The sequence below is a fragment of the Siphonobacter sp. SORGH_AS_1065 genome (assembly GCF_030818595.1).
Lineage (GTDB): Bacteria > Bacteroidota > Bacteroidia > Cytophagales > Spirosomataceae > Siphonobacter.
Window position 1 is genome coordinate 26,399 of record NZ_JAUTAM010000008.1, and the last position, 20,486, is coordinate 46,884.

Annotated in this window: 15 protein-coding genes; 10 read left to right on the forward strand and 5 right to left on the reverse strand. The window is 42.8% G+C overall.

Annotation, left to right across the window (positions count from 1 at the left end; translation table 11 throughout):
* Positions 1 to 302: 302 nt before the first annotated feature.
* Positions 303 to 2,993, forward strand: coding sequence for an outer membrane beta-barrel protein (locus QE390_RS22720; protein WP_307144028.1), 2,691 nt, complete (start codon positions 303 to 305; stop codon positions 2,991 to 2,993).
* On the opposite strand, the gene cbiB is transcribed toward QE390_RS22720, so the two are convergent.
* The 5 genes from cbiB to QE390_RS22745 are packed head-to-tail and all read right to left on the reverse strand — an operon-like array spanning position 2,990 to position 8,940.
* Complete coding sequence (gene cbiB / locus QE390_RS22725) at positions 2,990 to 3,919, reverse strand: adenosylcobinamide-phosphate synthase CbiB (RefSeq protein ID WP_307144029.1); 930 nt, start codon at positions 3,917 to 3,919, stop codon at positions 2,990 to 2,992. The two genes, QE390_RS22720 and cbiB, sit on opposite strands and share 4 nt — an antisense overlap.
* Entirely contained in the window at positions 3,910 to 4,914 is a 1,005-nt protein-coding gene (locus QE390_RS22730; protein WP_307144030.1) for a histidinol-phosphate transaminase, read from the reverse strand. The genes cbiB and QE390_RS22730 overlap by 10 nt, the downstream gene beginning before the upstream one ends.
* Positions 4,915 to 4,917: 3 nt before the next feature.
* The gene (locus tag QE390_RS22735) at positions 4,918 to 6,405 is read right to left on the reverse strand and encodes a cobyric acid synthase (protein WP_307144031.1); all 1,488 of its coding nucleotides are present in this window, start codon (positions 6,403 to 6,405) and stop codon (positions 4,918 to 4,920) included.
* Positions 6,406 to 8,277, reverse strand: a complete 1,872-nt coding sequence (locus QE390_RS22740; protein WP_307144032.1) for a magnesium chelatase subunit D family protein — start codon at positions 8,275 to 8,277, stop codon at positions 6,406 to 6,408.
* A gap of 9 nt (positions 8,278 to 8,286) precedes the next feature.
* A complete protein-coding gene (locus QE390_RS22745; protein ID WP_307144033.1) occupies positions 8,287 to 8,940 on the reverse strand; it encodes a methyltransferase domain-containing protein in 654 nt (217 codons plus the stop codon).
* A gap of 207 nt (positions 8,941 to 9,147) precedes the next feature.
* Here QE390_RS22745 and QE390_RS22750 point away from each other — a divergent pair, with 207 nt between their 5' ends.
* The 9 genes from QE390_RS22750 (at position 9,148) to QE390_RS22790 (ending at position 20,470) form a co-directional block, all read left to right on the forward strand.
* The gene (locus QE390_RS22750) at positions 9,148 to 10,050 is read left to right on the forward strand and encodes an RNA polymerase sigma factor (protein WP_307144034.1); all 903 of its coding nucleotides are present in this window, start codon (positions 9,148 to 9,150) and stop codon (positions 10,048 to 10,050) included.
* Between the two features lie 92 nt (positions 10,051 to 10,142).
* Positions 10,143 to 10,838 (forward strand): hypothetical protein, encoded by a 696-nt coding sequence (locus tag QE390_RS22755; RefSeq protein ID WP_307144035.1) that lies wholly within the window; start codon positions 10,143 to 10,145, stop codon positions 10,836 to 10,838.
* A gap of 7 nt (positions 10,839 to 10,845) precedes the next feature.
* Complete coding sequence (locus tag QE390_RS22760) at positions 10,846 to 12,786, forward strand: caspase family protein (protein ID WP_307144036.1); 1,941 nt, start codon at positions 10,846 to 10,848, stop codon at positions 12,784 to 12,786.
* 119 nt (positions 12,787 to 12,905) lie between these two features.
* Positions 12,906 to 13,481, forward strand: a complete 576-nt coding sequence (locus QE390_RS22765) for a hypothetical protein (protein ID WP_307144037.1) — start codon at positions 12,906 to 12,908, stop codon at positions 13,479 to 13,481.
* Between the two features lie 88 nt (positions 13,482 to 13,569).
* A complete protein-coding gene (locus QE390_RS22770; protein ID WP_307144038.1) occupies positions 13,570 to 14,220 on the forward strand; it encodes an isoprenylcysteine carboxylmethyltransferase family protein in 651 nt (216 codons plus the stop codon).
* Positions 14,221 to 15,382: 1,162 nt separating this feature from the next.
* Complete coding sequence (locus tag QE390_RS22775) at positions 15,383 to 16,456, forward strand: OmpA family protein (RefSeq protein ID WP_307144039.1); 1,074 nt, start codon at positions 15,383 to 15,385, stop codon at positions 16,454 to 16,456.
* 154 nt (positions 16,457 to 16,610) lie between these two features.
* The gene (locus QE390_RS22780) at positions 16,611 to 17,963 is read left to right on the forward strand and encodes a caspase family protein (RefSeq protein WP_307144040.1); all 1,353 of its coding nucleotides are present in this window, start codon (positions 16,611 to 16,613) and stop codon (positions 17,961 to 17,963) included.
* A gap of 30 nt (positions 17,964 to 17,993) precedes the next feature.
* Positions 17,994 to 18,665, forward strand: coding sequence for a response regulator transcription factor (locus tag QE390_RS22785; RefSeq protein ID WP_307144041.1), 672 nt, complete (start codon positions 17,994 to 17,996; stop codon positions 18,663 to 18,665).
* A gap of 170 nt (positions 18,666 to 18,835) precedes the next feature.
* Positions 18,836 to 20,470: a 7TM diverse intracellular signaling domain-containing protein gene (locus tag QE390_RS22790; RefSeq protein WP_307144042.1), complete on the forward strand. Its 1,635-nt coding sequence runs from the start codon at positions 18,836 to 18,838 to the stop codon at positions 20,468 to 20,470.
* The last annotated feature ends 16 nt before the right edge of the window (positions 20,471 to 20,486 follow it).

Genomic DNA, 20,486 nt, shown 5'->3' on the forward strand with positions numbered 1-20,486 from the left:
TAAAAACCTGAACATACCTGAATGCTTCTTTAAAAAATGCCAAAGAATAGTAGACAGCAGAAAGTCTAAAATTTTAGCCAAGGACGGCAGGAATGAAAAGGCTTTTACAAAGAAGAAAAGTTATAAAGGACAGATGATCAAATTGTTAAGTGATGATTAAGGGAATGGCTTACGACTGATTGAGAAGGGCGACGGTTTTCAGGACCGTACAACATCTTGATCGTGATTGACGTATTCAATCAAAAGCATTTCTCATCTTTGCGTAGAGTCAGGAGTGAAGGGCGGGGTTTATTTTTTATGCAATGCGATTTCTTTGGGTTTTAATCCTGATTTGTGGGGTTTGGTCGTGGGCTAGTGCTCAGGTGCAGGTGCGAGGTCGAATTCAGGATTCGGACACTCGGGTGAATCTGTCGGATGCCAGTGTTACCCTTTTTACATTTTCGGATTCTGTTCTGGTGAAAGGAGCTCGTAGTAATGAAGCTGGGCAGTTTATCCTTTCGGGTGTTACGAAAGGCAAATACCATCTGGTCATTAGCTACGTAGGTTATCAGAATTATAGTTCAGTTTTTCAGGTAAATACTTCTGATATTCAGCTAGACACTATTCCACTTCTCACCCAAGCCAGTACCTTAGCTGAGGTGGTTATTCGCCGGCAGGCACCGCCGGTGACGGTTAAAAAAGACACGATAGAATATAATCCAGAAGCTTTTCAGACGGAGCCCAGTGCGGTCATAGAAAAGTTACTCGGCAAATTACCCGGCATTACGGTCGATAAAGACGGAAATATCAAGGCTCAGGGCCAGGATGTGCCGAAGATTCTGGTGGATGGGCAACCATTTTTTGACGGTGATCCTAAAATGGCAACGAAAAATTTGCCCGTTGATATAGTCGAGAAAATTCAGTTGATTGATCAGAAATCAGAGCGAACCCAAATGTCGGGAATGGATGACGGGTCGCGGAGTAAAACCATCAACATTGTCACCAAAAAAGACCGACGAAAAGGTTTATTCGGCGATCAGGAATTCAGTATTGGCCCCGATCAGAGTGAAAGAAATCCGCGATATGGGGTTCGACTCAATCTAAACCGTTTTCGAGAATCGCAGCAATTTTCAGTAATTGCTCAGGCAGATAATACCAATAGTGGCCCCGGCAGTGGTTCATCCATTAATCGAACGTTAGTAGGGGGAGTAAATTATCAAAATCGTTGGGGCAAGAAAACAGACCTGGGTATCAATTATCGAGCTAATCGGGTTAAATCCCTTAATGACCAGCAAAGCATTCGCACGTATGCACTGCCCGATACCTCGTATCAGGTGCGGGAATCGAGTTCGTCCAATGCTGGAAACACCACCCATTCGCTGAATCTCCATTTTAACCATGAATTTGATTCGCTGACCAGTTTCCGTTTGAATTCGAATGTCTCGCTTCAGCAATCCGGTAATCTTTCCCATCGACAGTCACAAATGTTTCCCATAGGCTCAGAATTTCTGAATCCGATTAATCAAAGTAGTACTGAAAATACAACGTATAATCAAAGTTTAAATGGTTCGGTTAACGCTTTCCTGAATCGAAACTTTCACAAGAAAGGGAGAAACGTAATGGTCACCTATACGCTTTCTCTGAATCATCAAAAAAATGAAGGATTAACCAAGTCTACGAACGAATTCTTTGGTCAGCGACAAAACCAGACGATTAATCAGGAAAATGAACAAACGACCCGTTCTTCCCGTCATCAGGTATATGTTTCGTACAGTGAACCGCTTTCGGAAAAAAACCGACTTGAGTTTCATTACCGATTCCAGAAAAATCCCTCGTATTCCAATCGGGAAGTTCGCGACTATAACGAAACAACGGGCAGGTATGACCGCTTCAATGACTCCCTGTCCAATCGTTTTCGGTCGAGTTACCCCAGTCATGCAGCGGGCGTATTATTCCAGCGAAATCAAGGCCAGAATCTTTTCAATCTGGGAATGGATGTCCAGCAGGCAAGCCTTAGCAGTAGATCTACGTCGCAGAATATTACTAAAGACTTTATCAGTCTGTTACCCACAGCCATGGTAAGTTTTAAAGTAAAAAAGGATCGTTACCTCCGGCTTCATTATCAGGGGCAAACGCAAGCCCCAACCGTAGATCAGTTGCAGCCCGTGGCTGATAATACAAATCCTTTACTCATTCGACTGGGTAATCCCGACTTGAGGCAGGAATTCCATCATTCAATGAACTTGAATTATAACTCTTTTAATTCGACGACTTTTGAGAATTTCTTTCTTAACATTAATGCTAATCAGGTCACCAATAAAATTATACAATCGGTCCGTTTTGATGAGCAGGGCGTTCAAACGACGCTTCCCCTGAATACCAACGGCCATTACATGGTATCGGGTAATGTTAATTATGGACGTCAGCTTGAGTTTCTGAAATTACAGGTTAATACAGGCTCTTCCATTAACTATAACCGCAGCCTGACTCTGGTCAATGGCCAGGTTAATCAAGCTAATTCTTTACTGATCAGTCCCGAACTACAATTAAATTCTTCGTATCAGGAACGGTTGGGATATAACCTACGGACCATGCTGACGTACCAGTCCGCTCACTATTCCCTGCAAAGTCAGCGAAATACATCGTTTATCAATACCTCCGTATCCGCAAGCTTTTATTACGAGTGGGATTTTTACCTGAGGCTTAGCACGGATGCGACCTATCAACATTATGGCGGAAATACGGCCGGTCCGGCCCAGCGATATACGCTCTGGAACGTAACGGTTAGTCAGAAATTTTTGAAAAAACAGCAGGCGGAAATGCAGATTCGGGTGTTTGATTTACTTAATCAGAACCGGAGCGTGACGCGTAACGTCACGGAACTCTACACGGAAGAACGGCAGAATCGGGTGTTATCCCGGTATTTTCTGGTAAGCTTTATGTATCATTTCCGAAATTTCGGGGGAATGCCAACGCCTAATCCAGAACGTAAAACCAGGTCAGCAAGGCGTTAGGATAAAGCGTAGAAAATCATAGCAATAAGCAGAATCATCCATAAACAGGTCAAATGGTTAATACGGCTGACCTGTTTGATTTCTTGATCTTCAATCATTCGTTCCGTTGCTCCGATGTAAGGCTTATCCACGAGCTTCCCATGATAGACATTGGGTCCGCCGAAACGGCAATTTAAAATACCCGCCAAAGCTGCTTCGGGGTAACCCGAATTCGGACTTTTGTGTTGGTTGCCGTAACGGAAAACGAACGTAAGCCCGCGTTTGCTGAAGGTAACCAGGATCATTAGTAAGGCCGTTAATCGGGCGGGAATGAAGTTGGCAACGTCGTCCAGGCGAGCGGCAAATTTGCCGAATTGCTCGTACCGTTCATTGCGATACCCAATCATCGAATCCAGCGTATTAATCATTTTGTAGGTCATCATTCCGGGAACCCCCGCAAGAGCATAATAAAACAAGGGAGCAATTACGCCATCGCTTAGATTTTCGGACATGGTTTCCAGTACCGCAATTCTGATTTGCTGAGGGCTTAAGTTTCGGGTATCGCGACCGACAATCCGCGAAAGCTGGGTTCTCCCTGCTTCAACACCGCCCTCATTCAAGGCTTTAAAAACGTTTTTTCCCTCGCTGATTAAGTTGTGATTCGCTAGTCCGTACCACACCATAATTCCGTTGAAAATCAACCAGAGGCTTTGAGGTAAGAGTTGGAGTAAATGGTTAATGCAAGTAAAAAAAGCAAACACCAACAGACATAAGAACAGACTCATACCCAAGCCTTTCCAGAACCGATGGTTACCTGTATTGAATCTTTTTTCTCCTGCATAAATAGCATTACCAAACACCCGAATGGGATGCGGCCAGTGATCAGGATCACCGATGAATAAATCCAGTGCATAGCCGATGAATAAAGCGGCAAGGCTTAAAACCATTCGTGTAAGGCAGAAAGTAATAATTGATTTTGAGAAGGACGAAGCGTAGCCAGCCTGAAATGTTGCGGGCTTAAGTCTCTAAAATTACTGGCGTTTCGAATTAATAAACCGTGCTTTTCCAGCAAATAAGATTTCAATGCTGCCGCTGTATCTATACGGGTTCTTACCAGAAAAAAATGAGTTTCGCTGTCCTCAACTTCCAGGAATTCTATCTGCTTTAACGCCTGAACAAACGACTCTTTATCTGCTAACAGGGATAGTAAAGGAATCTGAATTTCGTTAAAATGTTCGAAGATAAAATGTCCTGCTTCGAGAGCTAAGGTATTAACCGTCCAGGGCTGTTTCTGGTACTTTAATCGATCAATTAACCCGGGAGAAGCCAATACATAACCCAGTCGAAGACCGGGAATAGCGTACGTTTTTGTCAGGGAACGAAGGATAATCAGATTCGAATACTGAGCTAATAAATGAATGCTGGATGCAAGGGCTTTGGTGAAATCAATAAAAGCCTCGTCTATGACAAAAAGGGTGGATGGATAATCGATTAACCACTTTTCCAGTTCGCTGAAAACAGCTCCGGTTGGATTGTTGGGATTACAGATAAAAACCAGATCGCTTTGGGGTAATACTTCTTTTTTCGACCAGTTTACAAACTGAAGCTGATGCTGAAAACGCGTACAGGCATCTTCATATTCGGCGAAGGCGGGGGTAATAATGGTGGTTTGGGCACCCGCAAATGCCTGAGCAATAAGGTAAATACTTTCGGTTGAACCGCTGTTAACCAACACCTGATACGTGGACAGCTGATGATGTTGGGCAATCCGCTCGGACAGGGTCTCTGCCAATACTTCGGGGTAACGATTTACTTTTTCCCAGCGGTCAAATAAATAGGCTTTCAGGCCCACAGGCTCCCCGCCGTACCAGACATTGGTACTGAAGTCGGCCCGAATTTTTCCCGAAAAACGATACCCATCATCGCCGTGTCCTTCCAGCATACCTTACTTTTTTAAATGACTGTAAATCAATTCTAAATCAACATTCGCCCGAATCATAGCGGCGAGCTTATCGTATTGTTCTTCCTTGTAGGCAGCGTAATCGAAAGGGGTTACCTCCGCCGATGTAAAGCGGGAAAGCAGCGAATCGACTACGACTTGATTATCCAGAATACCGTGCAGGTAACTACCCCAGCAGGTCTCGTCTAGGTAATAACCCTCGCTTTCACCCGAATCGAACTCGGTTAAGGGCTGACTTTCGCCATTTACGTAAGTTTCCCCCATATGAATTTCGTAACCCAGGCAACGTTCTTCCGAGGCCCGGAAACGAAACTGCCGCTGAAGCGTGGTTTTCGTGGCCTGTAACACCGTGCGAACGGGCAAAAGTCCGAGACCCGGAATAGAATCGACAGACGATTCTATGTGCAAAGGATCTTCAATCTGTTCGCCGAGCATCTGGTATCCTCCACAAATGCCAATCACCGTTTTTCCTGATTTATGAGCCTTAATAATAGCTTCGGCCATGCCGTTGTTTTTCAGGAAAAGTAAATCTTCAATCGTATTCTTACTACCGGGCAGAATAATGAGGTCCGATTGCTCAAGGTCAGCCGGGCGGTGGGTGTAAAACAGGTGGACGCGGGAGTCTTTTTCCAGTCGATCAAAATCGGTAAAGTTTGAAAGGCGGGGTAGTAGAATCACCGCGACATTGACCTTATTTTTCGTAGGGTTTCGCTGTTTCAATTCCAGCGAAACAGAGTCTTCGGCTTCAATGAATATATCCCGAAAATAAGGTAGTATTCCCACGACAGGTAAGCCCGTGAGTTCTTCGAGCATTTGTTTTCCATCCTCAAAAAGTCGGGCGTCGCCGCGAAATTTATTGACGATGATGCCCTTCATACAGGCCCGTTCCTCGGGTGTCAGAAGAGCAATGGTTCCGTAAACAGAGCCGAATAAGCCCCCACGATCAATATCTCCGATTAAGTAAGTGGCTGCCCCAGCGTGCTGAGCCATGCGAAGATTAGTAATATCCCGATGTTTTAAGTTAAGCTCCGAAATACTGCCTGCACCTTCCATAACGATAGGAGAATAACGACGGGATAATCGGTCAAAAGCCTGGGTTACCGAGCCAAACAGCTCCGTTCGGTCGGTCGTGCGGAAATACTCGTATGCCGACTGAGAGCCTACGGGTTTACCGTTCAAAATCACCTGCGAACGCTGATCGGTGGTAGGCTTGAGTAGTACCGGGTTCATATCCGTATGGCAGGGAATACCCGCAGCCTCTGCCTGCACGGCCTGAGCCCGGCCCATTTCATGCCCCTCTGGCGTGGCATAACTGTTCAGGGACATGTTCTGAGCCTTAAATGGGGCGGGAGCATAACCATCCTGTCTAAAAATCCGGCAAAATCCGGCGGTAATGATGCTCTTGCCTACGTCAGAAGCTGTCCCCACAAACATAATGGGTCGAAGCTGGGCAGATGAATGCACGCGATTCATTTATTGGAGTTGCTTAACAATGGTTCGGGTCAGGGTTTCGGCGGATAATGCTTCCAGCGATACGCAATCCGCTCCCAACGCCGCCGCCAGTTCGCTGGCTTTGCCGAGCCGCAGGTAATCCGTATCGGTGTCCAGCACGAGGGTGGGTACCTGTCGCAGGGATTGAGCGATTTGCAGGGATTGCTGCCAGGCATCGCCGCCGCCGGGTAGTGGAACGTTTGCTTTGCCATCGCTCAAAATAATCAGTAAGGGGTTTTCTTTCCGCTGGTTCAGTAAGTCCTGGGCCAGTTGTAACGCTTGGGGTAATGGCGTTCGTCCGCCGGTGGGCAAAGCCCGTAGAGCCGTTTCGGCCCGCTCGACGCTTTGGGTAGGTTCAAGTACCAACTGAGCTTCTACGCCCCGAAAAGCAATGACGGCTACCGTGTCCCGACGCTGATAAGCATCAGTTAATAAACTCAGGACGCTTCCCTTCACGGCTTCCATCCGACGACTAGCCGCCATTGAACCCGAGGCATCCACTACGAAAACAATCAGATGTCCGGTTTTGCCACTTCGGACGTTCGCCTGAAGATCCTCTTTTTGTAAGGAAAAATGATCAGGATTACGGATGATAGCCTGCTGAACGCTGGCCTGAATGGCTAAATCTTTGGTCTGGGCATTGGCGATGGTTTGCGTCACAAAGCCCCGGTTACTGTTTTCCGTAATGCTGCGTCGCCCCGCCGAAGCGTTCATCCGAAAATCTTCGACTTGCAAAGAGGGGAAAGAAGCCACCGGGGCACTGTCAAAAACTTCTTCGGAAGAATCGGAATCTGTGGAATCTGCGGGGTTATTTTCGCGGGTATCGTTATTCCCTGTTTCTTCCGGTGGTGGCGGTAACTGATTCATTAACTCATCCAGCTCCGAGTTATTCCAGTGATTCGGTTCAAACGGTTTTTTGCGGCGGCGGTGCGGTAATACCAATTCGGCAGCCTGTTTGACATCATCAGCCGTAACGGTAGTCCGGCTATGGTAAGCGGCTAAGGTCAACGCCGTTTTATAAAGAACAATATCGGCCCGTAAACTGCTGACATTTAGTTGAGTGCAAAGTTGGCTGATAAGGGTTAATAATCCTTCTGGCATAGCTACCGAAGGTAACAACTGTCGGGCCCGCTCGATTTGTTGCGTTAGGTTCGTTTGTTCGGCAGCCCATGTATCGATGAACGCTTTGGGGTTTGTTTCATAGGCGATGCGGCGGCGAATGACTTCGGTTCGTTCGTTGAAATCCGTTGGGGCCTGCACGTCTACCATTAATCCAAAACGATCCAGAAACTGAGGCCGAAGATTACCCTCTTCGGGATTCATCGTGCCGATGAGCATAAACCGCGATGGGTGACTAATCGACAAACCATCGCGTTGAACGGTATTCACTCCCATCGCGGCTACGTCGAGCAGCACATCGACCAGATGGTCGGACAGCAGGTTTACTTCATCAATGTATAAAATGCCCCGGTGAGCCGTGGCCAACAGGCCGGGTTGTAGTTTCTTACGCTTCTCGTTGAGAACACTTTCCAGGTCCAGATGTCCCAAAACCCGGTCCTCCGTAGCCCCGAGGGGAAGCGTAACAAAAGGAACCGGAACGACTTCGAAAGAACCAGGATTCAACTGGCAGGCTTCACAGCATTCGAGTAACTCCTCGGGGGAGGCATTGTAACGAGACTGAGCCACACGTTGCAGGGACGGCATTAACTCAGCCAGCCCGCGGGCCGCGGTGCTTTTAGCCGTTCCCTTGTCGCCCTGAATCAAAATACCGCCAATGCCGGGATTGATAGCACAGAGTAATAAGGCCAGTTTCAGGGGTTCCTGCCCAACGAGGGCGGCAAAGGGGTAAGCCATAACGGAGATTTACTTTTGAGCGGTAATGAGTACAAAGGTACGCACAACCGGGTGTCCGGCATTACTCAAAATTTCTTCCGTTTGCTGATTCGTAGTTACGATCTGAAAACCAGCTTCTTGCAAAAGCTCTACTGCCGTTTTTTCTTCATAAAGCTCAAAGCCGTGTTGGGTAAAAGGTAAATGTTCCATGAATTCTTTCACTGCAAAAGCCAGGAGTAGCGTACCGCCAGGTTTTAGGCACCGAGCCATTTCCTGAGCATAAGCCAGGGGTTCTTTCCAGAAATAAAGGGTATTCACGGTATAAAGAGCATCAAAGCTCGCGTCAGCAAAGGGTAATTTTTCTCCATCAATTAACTGAAAATGAGCCTGATTTGAACGAACAAGTCGCCGGGCTTCGCTTACCATGGTTTCCGAAATGTCCACGCCCCGATAGGTAACATGGGGGTATTTTTCGAGTAAATAATTGACGTGCCTCCCATTACCCGGTCCAATTTCCAATACGTTCTGACCCGGAAGCAACTCCAGCGAATCAATGGTAAGGGAGGTCATGAAGGCGTTGTTAATGTTCATATGTTCACCCGTTTTAATTCCTTCTTCGCCGTCGGGGCAGCTCAGTTGGCGGGCTAATTCTTTCATATGTTCTACTTGTTGTTGATGGCTCATGGCAATATTGTTTTCAAATTTGCGGCAATTTCTGATGTAATTTTAAAAAGCCTGAGCCAGTGTAAATAGCTTCCTAAATTCTACAAACTGTTTGTCCACTTTTAGGAAGTTAATCCGATGATTTATTTAAAAAGAATGATGTAATGAATAGTGGTACTTAATTTTTTTTAAGTAAAATAGTATCGGAATGAATTAATGGTTAGCTCTATGTACTTAAAACCCAGCGACGGTCTTTCAAAGGAACTACGAATGTATCGAGGTCTTTTTCTGGGAAGGGCTTTTCAATCAATCCCTATTTCTGAAGAAAAAGCAACGGTATTTGCCGACTGGCTTAGTAATAATCGACTGGAACAGAATCGTTTGTCGGAGTTATCGATTGATTATGCATTAATCTGGACTCGGGCTGATGAGGCTTTAGTACAGGCTACTATTACCGTCGAAGAAAGAATGGAATGGTTGCAAAAACTCGAACAACGATTTCAGGAGAAGACGATTTTATTAGCGAAAGAAAAAACGCAGGAAGCACTTTTACGTTTTCCAAATGATACTCAATTAGAGCAATTAGTAGCTATACTTAAACTGAATGATTATACTCAACTAAGAAAGGAATTAGGACTAATTCGAAGGCAGTATAATGCTGCTATTGAAGAGTTTATAAAACTGGTCTATTATAAATTTTATCGCCATGTTTCGAATAATAGCCCGGTTGATATTCGGGATGATACGGACACGCTACTCACTAAAGTCCTGCATAAATTCATGGATGCAATTGAGCGGGGAAGTTATCAGGGGCCAGAGAAAGCTACGATATTAGTTTATATTCATCCGATGATGGTGCATGGTTGGATTGATATACTCCGTACCCGAAAACCAACCGGTGATTTCCCGGAATTGACGGAAGAGTCGGTAGATGATACAAAAGCATTTGTAGAAGATGCTTTAAAACAGCTGGGCCAGCCCTGTCAGAGTATCATCATTGAAAGGGATATTCATGGGTGTTCCTGGGAGGAAGTGGCTGAACGAACCTCCATTTCTAAAGGGCATGCCAAAAACTCCTACCGGGGCTGTCAGGAACAACTGCGAAGCATTTTGGTTCAACGAGGCTGGTAATAGATAAACGGACTAATGACATCACTAATTTTAGCGTATAATGGCATTTGATTTTTGACCAGAGAGATATTGAGGCTTATGTGAAAGACCAGATGCTAAAGTCTGAACGTGAGGACTTTGAGCAGAGGCTGCAACAGGAGCCAGAGCTACGTAAACGATTAGACACCTATCAGCGTCTTCATCGGGGACTGGAAGAATTGAGGTTGGAATACCAGGTTCAGCAAATAAGCCCGACCGTTGAAAAGGAGGGTAATCACGAGGATGCAACGCCCGTGCGATCCTTGAAGTCCATGAAGCGTTATGCGTGGCTTGTGGCTTCACTGGTAGTACTTCTGGGAATAGGTTACGTTATGCTGATGCAGGTTCGTGCGTATCGGCAGGATCAGGTGTTTGAAGCTTATTACCAACCCGAAGCCGAAAGCCGTGGAGATGACCAAGGTGTTTTCTGTAGTGATTTACCTGCGTCCATTCGTCAGTCGTATTACAACGGCTTATTCGAACAAACACTACGTTTGACCCAATCGAGATTAAAGCTGAGTTGTGCCTTATACTATCACGGTCTGGCTAATTTGGCCCTGAAAAATGAAGAAGCTGCTATTTCAGATTTCAAAAAGGTGTTAAGTAAAGAACCCGTAGGAATGCTCAAAGAAAGAACGGAATGGTATCTGACTTTAGCGTATTTAATAAATCATCAGCGGGAAAATGCTCTTGATTTATTAAAGCGAATGGCTGGTAATAAGCAACATTCTTACCAGTCATCTGCCCGGAAAATGCTGGAATCTTTATAGGAAAGCTATGGGAAAAAGCTTGATTCTTCCCCACTTCTGGGTGTGTGGATGGCTCTTTCTAGGTTCAGTATCCTGGAGTTTGGCGAAAAATCCATCCAAAAAAGCCCTACTTATTACTATTGCTCATTACGCGGACAAGAATTGGGCTGCCTTAAATGCAGATCGCGATCGGCTGGTACTGACAGAGACCTTGCAACGTCAGGAATTTGGCAGTATCCTGACCTGTACCAATGCTCAGGCTACCCGAAAAGGCATTACTCAATCCCTGCAACAGCTTTATAATCAGGCCCAGCCGGGGGACAAGTTAGTGATTCATTATTCTGGGCACGGCTGTCAGTTAAAGGACGATACGGGTGACGAAGCCGATGGTAAAGACGAATGCCTGGTGCCTTACGACGCTCCTAAGCGTTTTGATGCCTTCTATTCAGGGACGCTTCACCTGAGGGATGATGAGTTAGGCACCTGGCTGGATCGTTTGCGGGGAAAGGTAGGTTCGTCCGGGCAAGTGGTGCTGTTTCTGGATTCCTGCCATTCGGGAACGGCCTCTCGCGGAGAGTCGCAAGTGAGGGGGGAAAGTGGGATGATCAGCGATTTTCTTTCCACCGAAAATGGCTCGGGTTTGTTTGAAAGCCGCTCGGGGCGAGGCTTAGGTAAGCTTGTATTTATCAGCGGAGCGAAATCAACGCAGCCTAATTACGAAACCAAAGATGACGCAGGCAAGAAAATAGGGTCGCTAAGCTATGCCATTAGTAAAGCTTTCGAACAGTTGGAAAAAGGAACGGTTTATCGTGTTTTTTTCGAAGTAATTTCAACCATTATGGCCCAAAAGGCCCCAGGTCAAACGCCTCAGTTAGAGGGAGATACCGAAGAATTGGTTCTGGGTGGGATGGGGGTTATTCGTCCGACATTTTATTCTATAACTGGATTTGTTGACCAGTTTCGTACCCAAGTAACGGTGGCGGCAGGAACACTTTCGGGCTTGTTCAAGGGAGCGAAAGTTCGGTTACGTTCGGTTGATAACCCTCGAGGCGACGACGATCTGGAAGGAGAAGTAATAGAGAGTAGTGCTTTTCAGTCCAAGGTCCATTTAAAGCAGCCACTTCCTACTTCTTCAATGGATTTCTACAAAGTTTATGAATACTCAAAAGCTTTGGGTAACTGTCAGCTTCGCCTCAAAGCGGAGTTGTCAGAGAAGAAGCAACGTATTCTTTATCAGAGACTTGAGAATAATGGGGCCTTGGTTTGGGTTAGCGATTCTGCGGAGGTTCTGGTAAAAGAACAAAGGGATACTCTTTTCATCATTCACCAGCAGGATGCAGAGGTTTGGCAAAAGTTGCCGTTGAACGACCAATGGGTTTATAAAACGGAAGAGGCCCTGCAAAATTACATTCAGGCGAAATTGTTGCGGGAGTTAACCCTCCAGTCTTCGAATTCTTTTCAGGCAAAACTCGAACTCGTACCCGTTCGTCTGGAAAAAGACGAACAGGGCAACTACAAAGTTGTAGAAAAACGAACAGATTCGGGTGGTTACCCTACCTTTTCCACGCAGGATCAGGGTTGGCTGAGCATCACCAATACGGGCAAGACGGCTTTTTACTTCAACCTGATCGATATTGAGCCTCAGGGTAAAACATCGGTTCTTCTACCGGGAAAAGGATGGGGCAAGGAAGGGCTTTACCTTAAGCCGCAACAAACACTTCATTACCCAATTGAAATGATTTCCCCGCCTTATGGTACCGAGATGTACAAGCTATTGATGGCCTCCCAGCCCTTTGACTTACGAACGGCTGTACTTAATCGGGGCAATATCCCAGAACAAGAATCTGACCATCCTTATCAGAAGCTTTTTCGGTCGAATTTTCGTGGAAGTAAACCCAATGAAATGTCCTTAGATCAGTTAGGAACAGCGTCTTTTGTTTTTGAAATTATTCCGGCCAGGAAAAAATAATACAGCTATAATTCTGATTTATAGATAATTATAAAATATTTTTTAGAAAAGGAAATTTTCACCTGACGTTTCAGTGCAGTCGTCCCGATTCAGTAGTGAATTAGAAAAACACTACAATCATGAGAGCCAGACTCGCACGAAACAAAAAGGAAATCTCAGAAGCTTACGCACTGGTGGAGCGGCGTTACTGGGAGACCCACCAGATTGAAGCCAGTAAATTGCATACGAGTCAACGCTACCGTACGAAAGTGCTGGTGGTATATGACCAGAATGACAAGCTTCTCGGTACGGCATCTCTTATGTTTCCTACGAATGGAATTTTTCCGGGAGAAGATCTTTTTCAGGTAGACTTTCACAAATCTTCATTACCGCTCGACTGGAACCGCACCGTAGAGTATGGACGCTTGGCAATTGAGCCTCAGGCCCCTCCTGAAGTACTTCTTTTGATACAAAAAGCTTTTTTGTATTACGGAAAACGCTGGAATTTATCGGGATTCGTTGCCATTGTCCGAACGGCTTTAGGACGGTCCCTGCGGAAGTCATTCCAGTTCGAAACCATTCCTACTTGCCTTAATGACAGAAAAGAAGGCAGTTTTCTTGAAAATCTTCCCTACCTCGGTACTTACCCAAAGAATGAAAATCTCTACTTCATTGCAGTGACTTTCCAAATGATGGCTGAAGGCCTCAGCCGATAAGTTTCCCTACTTCTCCATTTTACTTTTTTAATCCTGGTAGCCAACACTACGCGGGCTGAAAAAACTCGGCCCTAAATCTCCACGCTCAATGAAAAATTACTTTAAAGTAGCCTTCACTTTATTGCTCTTTTATGGCCTGCCTGTTTTGATTTATTTCCTACGTAATCACGACTTAAGCTTAACTACTTGGCAACTAATACCAGTAGTCGTCGGATGTGCAATGCTGTTGATAACCCAGCCAACTATCACCAAAGCAGATTTTGAAAACACGAAGGATCGAGGTTCAATGATTATTCTTTTAGTAACCAGCTGGCTAGGGCAATGGGTTTTGATGATAGACTGGATTTTTATAAGAAATATGCCTGATTCTCAGGAAAATAATTATGCATTCTATCTGGGACTTATGGGTATGATTACGGGCTTGACCTTTCGATACATAGCCATTCGAGAACTTAAAGAAAACTTTACGAATACCGTTGGAAAGATCACTCCAACGTTAATAAAAACGGGGCCTTATAGCTATTTAAGACACCCTAGTTACACAGGAGCATGGCTATTTCTGGTAGCAACGGGCGTGACTTTACAAGGCTTTTGGAGTACAATGATTATCCTGATCCTTATTACGGGATCATACGTCTATCGTGTTTCAATTGAAGAGAAGTTTTTAATTAGCGTTTTTGGAGAAAAATACACTGACTATCAAAAACATACCTGGAAATTGTTTCCATTCATTTGGTAAATATCCTTCATTACACAGGCATGGTTAGACGATATAATACTGGATTTTCGAATGAGTATTCTGTACAAAGAATAGTGATTATGTCGCTTGTTCCATCTAGGGCAATCTCTTTACTAATGGGTCTTAAGGACGTTGATAAATGATTATAAATGTAATGATCTGTTGAGGGTATGAGATGGATAAGGGGTATTTGTTGTCATATTTTTATTTTGTATATGATTAATTTAGAAATAGTATCTCTAATAGGCTCATGCTATTCATAAAATGAGCGATCTGCGAAATACCCCCTATTTTTAGGGGTTGGTTTAACAATCTTCAAAGGTCAATTTTGCTTCGCTTAGGGTACTGCTTATCGCCATAGGCGGTAACCAGGCAAAGGACAGGATTTGAAATTAAAGACCAAAGATTCGCAATACTTTCCAACTCACGATATGTTGTAACAGACTGAAGCATAGTACTATTGAAGACGTGATTCTGATAGGTGAAGCTAATATTTAGCTATTGAGATCTGGATGAGATTATTATGCTTTTTTCTGTTATGATAAATATTGAACTCTCTTTGAAACGAGTTGACGGGTAATCTCTAACGCAAGTGGATTACTGAAATTCCATTACTCACCATTTTATAAATGGTCACCGCCGAAAGGCCTTAATAAAGTAGCCAAATGATCCTACTGTTTGTTGCCCATCAAGTTGTAAAAACTGTATTTATTCCGTTTGCTCTCCTAGACTTCAACCTTAGTATTTATTGATGCCCATCATTAATGATATTCCTAACTGTAATTGTGCTGCTATATTAGGTTATGGAGTATACATTAATGATGGGAATTGCAAAATTCCACCTATACCTAAAGATTATCTGCTCATTTAACACCCGAATCCTGACTGCCCCGGCCTTTGGCTGGGGCCAGTCTAATCATTTAAAATGCTTGCGTATAATATCATGAGTCAGTTAATACTTTCGGTTTAGGGGGATACTTTTCTCAAATTACCACTAACAGAAGTCAAAGTGGTCTTTATAAACAGAATCTCTTTAAAGACCTATGTGCAAATCTAGAAAATGACTAATCCGCCAATTACCTTTCAAATGTGGTTTTCAATAAAAAGGTGTTTGATGATCTGTTGAGCAAAACAGATAATGTTAGCATTAATCTGTTTGAATATGAAAAAAACACCTGCTTTTTTCGCATTAATGATTTATTTTTTAACAGGCCCGAAGGGCTTTACTCAGAATACTTCTGATAAAGAATTATTGGGTATCATGAAGGCTATGGAAAAGCATCGTGAAGAAACGGTTAAAAATAAATATATACATTTAAGAAATATCGAATTTGAATACGGATCCAGTCAATTAACCGCTTCTGCCAAGGTATATCTAACGGCTGTATCGTACTATTTTAAACAGATTCCTAAAGCGAAGTTGGTTCTGGAGGGGCATACGGATAATACGGGGGAGCCTCGAAAGAATAAGATCCTTTCTACTAATCGAGCGGTAATGGTAAGACACTTTTTAATTACCAAAGGAATAATGCCATTGCAATTAAACACGCGAGGATTTGGTTCTGTGGTTCCCCTTGCATCCAACCATACGCAAAAAGGCCGCCGTAAAAACCGCCGGGTTGAATTGCAATGGATTGGTAGTAGTGATGATGTACCTATACTTTTTAGGGAAAACACAGAAGAAATAAAACAGGTAGAAATGAATGCTGATGCTATGGTAGGTTATAAAGTAGCATTAGATCAACCCATTGTCAAAGTAAAAAAAGAGTATGTAACTAATGCCGATCCCCTGGTTAAGCATAAAAAGTATGAATGCCAGGAAATGGTAAAACTAAAGACACAAACAAGTTTTGATTTTCAGGTAAAAAAAACAAATAAGTTATCAAAGCTCATACGAATAGATATATACGCAGATTTTGGGATTATTTCTTTACATACGAAAAGATCAATCTTTTGTAGTAATTGCAGAAATAAGCCTTCCACTCAGGAGCAACTAATAAATCAATTCAATTATTGTACATATTGTGAACAAGTGGAGCTCGAACGTAAATCTGATACATCACTAACCTACCTCTTTAACCGCCATATAAAGGAAAGATCTAACATGATCATATACCAAGGGAGTAAGTTTATGAGTTTGAATAAACGCCTGCAACAAGTGATGAATAGGTCTTCGTTAAGAAATTATTCGCAAGAGATTGGTTTTGAAAATAGTATCTGTATTTTATGTCAATAATAAATATTAAGAATAATGAAAGTATGGTTTATCGTTGTTAGATGATTATTTGAAGAATGAATTTTTTTGCTAATAAAATTGAATTATTTGAGCACTTAAGCTACTGTTGCCTATTCCTTACATTAACGAGGAGAATAAGAAGAGAATTAAGAGTATGAGGTTTAAACATTACAAAACGGCATTTATTAGACGATATTTATTGTTTTTTATTGCAGTCGGTCTACTTACAAAGGCGAATGCTCAGGTGGGTTATTTAAGATGGAATGACCTATTTGAAATCAGTCTAGCCAAAGGTGTAAACAGAGAAGGAATAATTGCAGACCTGGGTTTTGTATACGAAAAGGCATTTATCAATTCTGAAACGCATAAACTTTGCATTGAATTTAAAAGAACCATGCAGGGCAATGAGGGAGAATGGAATGAAAGCATTACGTACTGTGAGGGAAGTCCGCGTTTAACTTTTGTGATCGGAAACCCAACTCAGGTTTTTAAAATGAGAAGAGATTTGGTCCAACAATTTGGCTTTGTAGATTCCGGTAGCCATAGCCAACGTAGGGATAAAACCTTTAGAACAACGTTAGTAAAAGGCCATAGTCGCGTTGAAACGATTGGTAAATATTTGAATGGAAAAACGATTTATTTCATCGTTCTAACTATTGTTTCAGAAGATGTTAACGCAGATGTGAAACCCTATCCCCTGGCACCGAGAGGTACAGAAATAGGAGACGCTCCGGTAGGAACCATTTCTAAAACTATTGAAGGAAACTATTATGCTTTACTGATTGGAATTAATGACTATCAGGTTAGTAAAGGGCTGAATCCTTTGAGTTATCCTATTGCTGACGCGACCATGCTTAAGGAAGTATTGCTGAGTAACTATACATTTGAATCGGAAAATGTTCAGTTACTAACCAATCCTAACAGGGCTAGTTTGCTGCATGCTTTTGAACAATTGCGAAGAAAAGTAACGGAAAAAGATAATGTTCTGATTTATTACGCGGGTCATGGCCATTGGGACGAGGAAAGCAAGGCGGGTTATTGGTTGCCTGTGGATGCCGAGCAAGGGTCCGAAGCCGAATGGGTGAGCAACAATGATATTGTAACGAAGCTCAGGGTAATTAAATGCCGACATCTATTAGTGATTGCAGATGCATGTTTTAGCGGCACTCTTTTTCAGATTAACCGTTCAATAAAAACGGCGGGTGAGATTTCGAACGCAAAAGTGGCTGAGCGGTATCAAACCACCCGCAGTCGTCACGCTTTAACCAGTGGGGCTAAAGAAGAAGTACCCGATCAAAGCATTTTTGCCCAGCTCTTGGTCGAAAACCTTCGGCAATCCCCTCTCCCTTATTTACAGGGAAATTATCTATATTTTCAGATATTGCAGGCACTAGAGTCCAATCCTGGATTTTCAGGAATTAAGCAACAGCCCCAGTACGGTATTATTTACAACGTTGGTGATGACGGAAAGGGTGGAGATTTTATATTTATTCGTCAAAAAAAATAGTGGTATTTCAACCTTATGTTGTGAACATCTATGAACAATTATCCCATTATCCAATTATTAATTGTGGAAGATCAGCATATATTAGCTGAATCTTTTCAAAGGTTATTCTCTGAGCAGAGCCAATTTAACGTAGTAGGTATTTGTACCAATAAAGTAGAAGCGTTACGAGCCTTATCCTTACTCAAAGTAGATATTGTTTTACTGGATTTGAGTATTCCAGAACATGGCAAGTTAACACCGAATGTAGATCGCGGCTTTCAGATTCTGGAATATCTTCAGGAGCATATGCCACACGTTAAAAGTATTGTTCTATCCAGCTATAATGACTATAGTCTCATTAAAAAATCCATTCAACTTGGAGCGATGGGTTATTTACTTAAAAATACCTCATTGACAGAGTTATTAAAAGCTATTCAGCAGGTACATTCCGGTACCAAGTATTTGCAAAATCAGGTTGAAGGGATATTGCACAGAAAAGATCTCAGAAATGAAACTACGATTACTGAAACGGTACAGTTAACCCGGCGTGAAAAAGAAGTACTAACATTTATTGCTCAAGGGTTAACCGATATGGACATTGCCGATGAAATAGGACTTAAAAAATTTACTGTTAGTGAATTTAGATCACATTTATTAAGGAAATTTAGTGCAAAAAATGCGGCAGAATTGGTGAATAAAGCACACCGACAGGGTATATTATGAAAAAACAATACTTATTGCTTCTTTTCTTTATATGTAAATTGATATCTGTTTCTTATGCACAGGATACCTTACTTGTTTCTAATAAATTTACCAACGTTGACTTAATACCAGTTACGTTTTTTTCTGAAGATTCCTTGGGCGTATCATGGAAAAAAATACCGGGTGAAAATATGGGTAGCCGTAAAGAACCAGTTTATTTTCAAAGTTTTCTGAAAAATACAGGTTCACGTCCCATTACTTTAATGTTTGTTACCAAAGGAATTGACTTTCTTGAAGGCTATATTCAGGGAAGTCGCCTTCAATTCCTTCCTCAAATAGGGACCGTGCAACCCCTCTGTAAACGAATTTACCCAACGAATTTTCTTATTTATACCTTTACCCTAGAGCCCGGTAAAACGAATCGTTTGTTTCTAAGAGTTAAAGAAAATAACTATAAACTTTCCTTAAGTCCATTTTATTTATTTGAGAAAACGGCTGGGCAGCAATTTATTTCTAAACAAACCTTATATCAGCACTTGTATGTAGGGGGAATGATGTTAATGTTATGTTTTGGAATAGCCCTGATGCTGTTGTTTCGAAGTAGCCTTTATTTCTTATACAGTGCCTGCGTAAGTACATCTTTGATGGTCATGCTTATGCAGAATGAATATTATTATTACTGGACCTCAGCAATTCCTGAAATAGTCTACAATAAAGATGTGTTCGGGATTTTAGTAGTTTCTATTGCTATTTGTTATTTCTTCTTCACAAAAGAATTTCTAAAAATAAATAAACCCTCCGACCAGTTTTGGTTGAAAATAGGCTATGTGCTGATCGCTATTCTTCTGATTCTATTGATTACAACCTACATCGCAGATCTACGGTTATTTGAATTAAGGGCCGTATTTTATCCCTTTTTAGATGGACTGTTTTTAGTTACCTTACTATTTGCGGTTAAATCCTTCAGGAGAAAATATAAACCTGCGTGGCTTTTTGCTTTTGCCACAGTTCCTGTAATTGTGATTGGTTTTATAGAATCACTTTCAAACTGGCATCAGATTGCCTCCAGTCAGTTATTCAATGCTTATTACGTGGGAACCCTCTGGGAAATGTTCTTACTAACGCTTGGCATTGCGTATCGTTTTTACCTGGATCAGCTGCAATTATTGCGAGTGAAGGAGACCCAGTATCGCGTTGAAATGCAGACTCGTCACGAAGAACGGGAACGCATGGCCCGCGATCTTCACGATAAAATGGGGGCGTTACTTTCTGCCATTCGACTGAATGTCGGGCTGTTGAAAAAAATGTCTTCGGAGAATATGAAAGACGTTTTTGATCAAACAGATCAAATGCTTTTACTGGCCTCGGAGGAATGCAGAAATATTGCTCACAATATTTACCCAGCGGCTCTGCTGCAATTAGGCCTATTGGAAATGATTACCGAAATGTATGGTCAGATCGAATCGCCCAAATTTACCATTCATTCCGAAGGCTTCGAAAAAGACCGTCTCGAAACGGTAATGGAAGTGACCTTGTACAGCATCATTCAGGAAACGATTAATAATATTTTCAAACACGCAGAGGCCAAGGAAGTTACGATACAGCTTACCTGGTATAAAAAGCAGATTAACCTGATTATTGAAGATGATGGCAGGGGATTTGAGCCGTCACTGGTAAAAAAGCGGGGGATGGGGCTTCAAAGCATGAAAAGAAGGGTTGCTATTATGAATGGCAAAATGGAAATAGATTCCAAACCCGGCCGGGGAACAATCATACTGGTAAAAATTAATTATTCTGGCGGTCGGACTTCACGATTTCTTAGCTAATGAAAAAGCCTTTAGG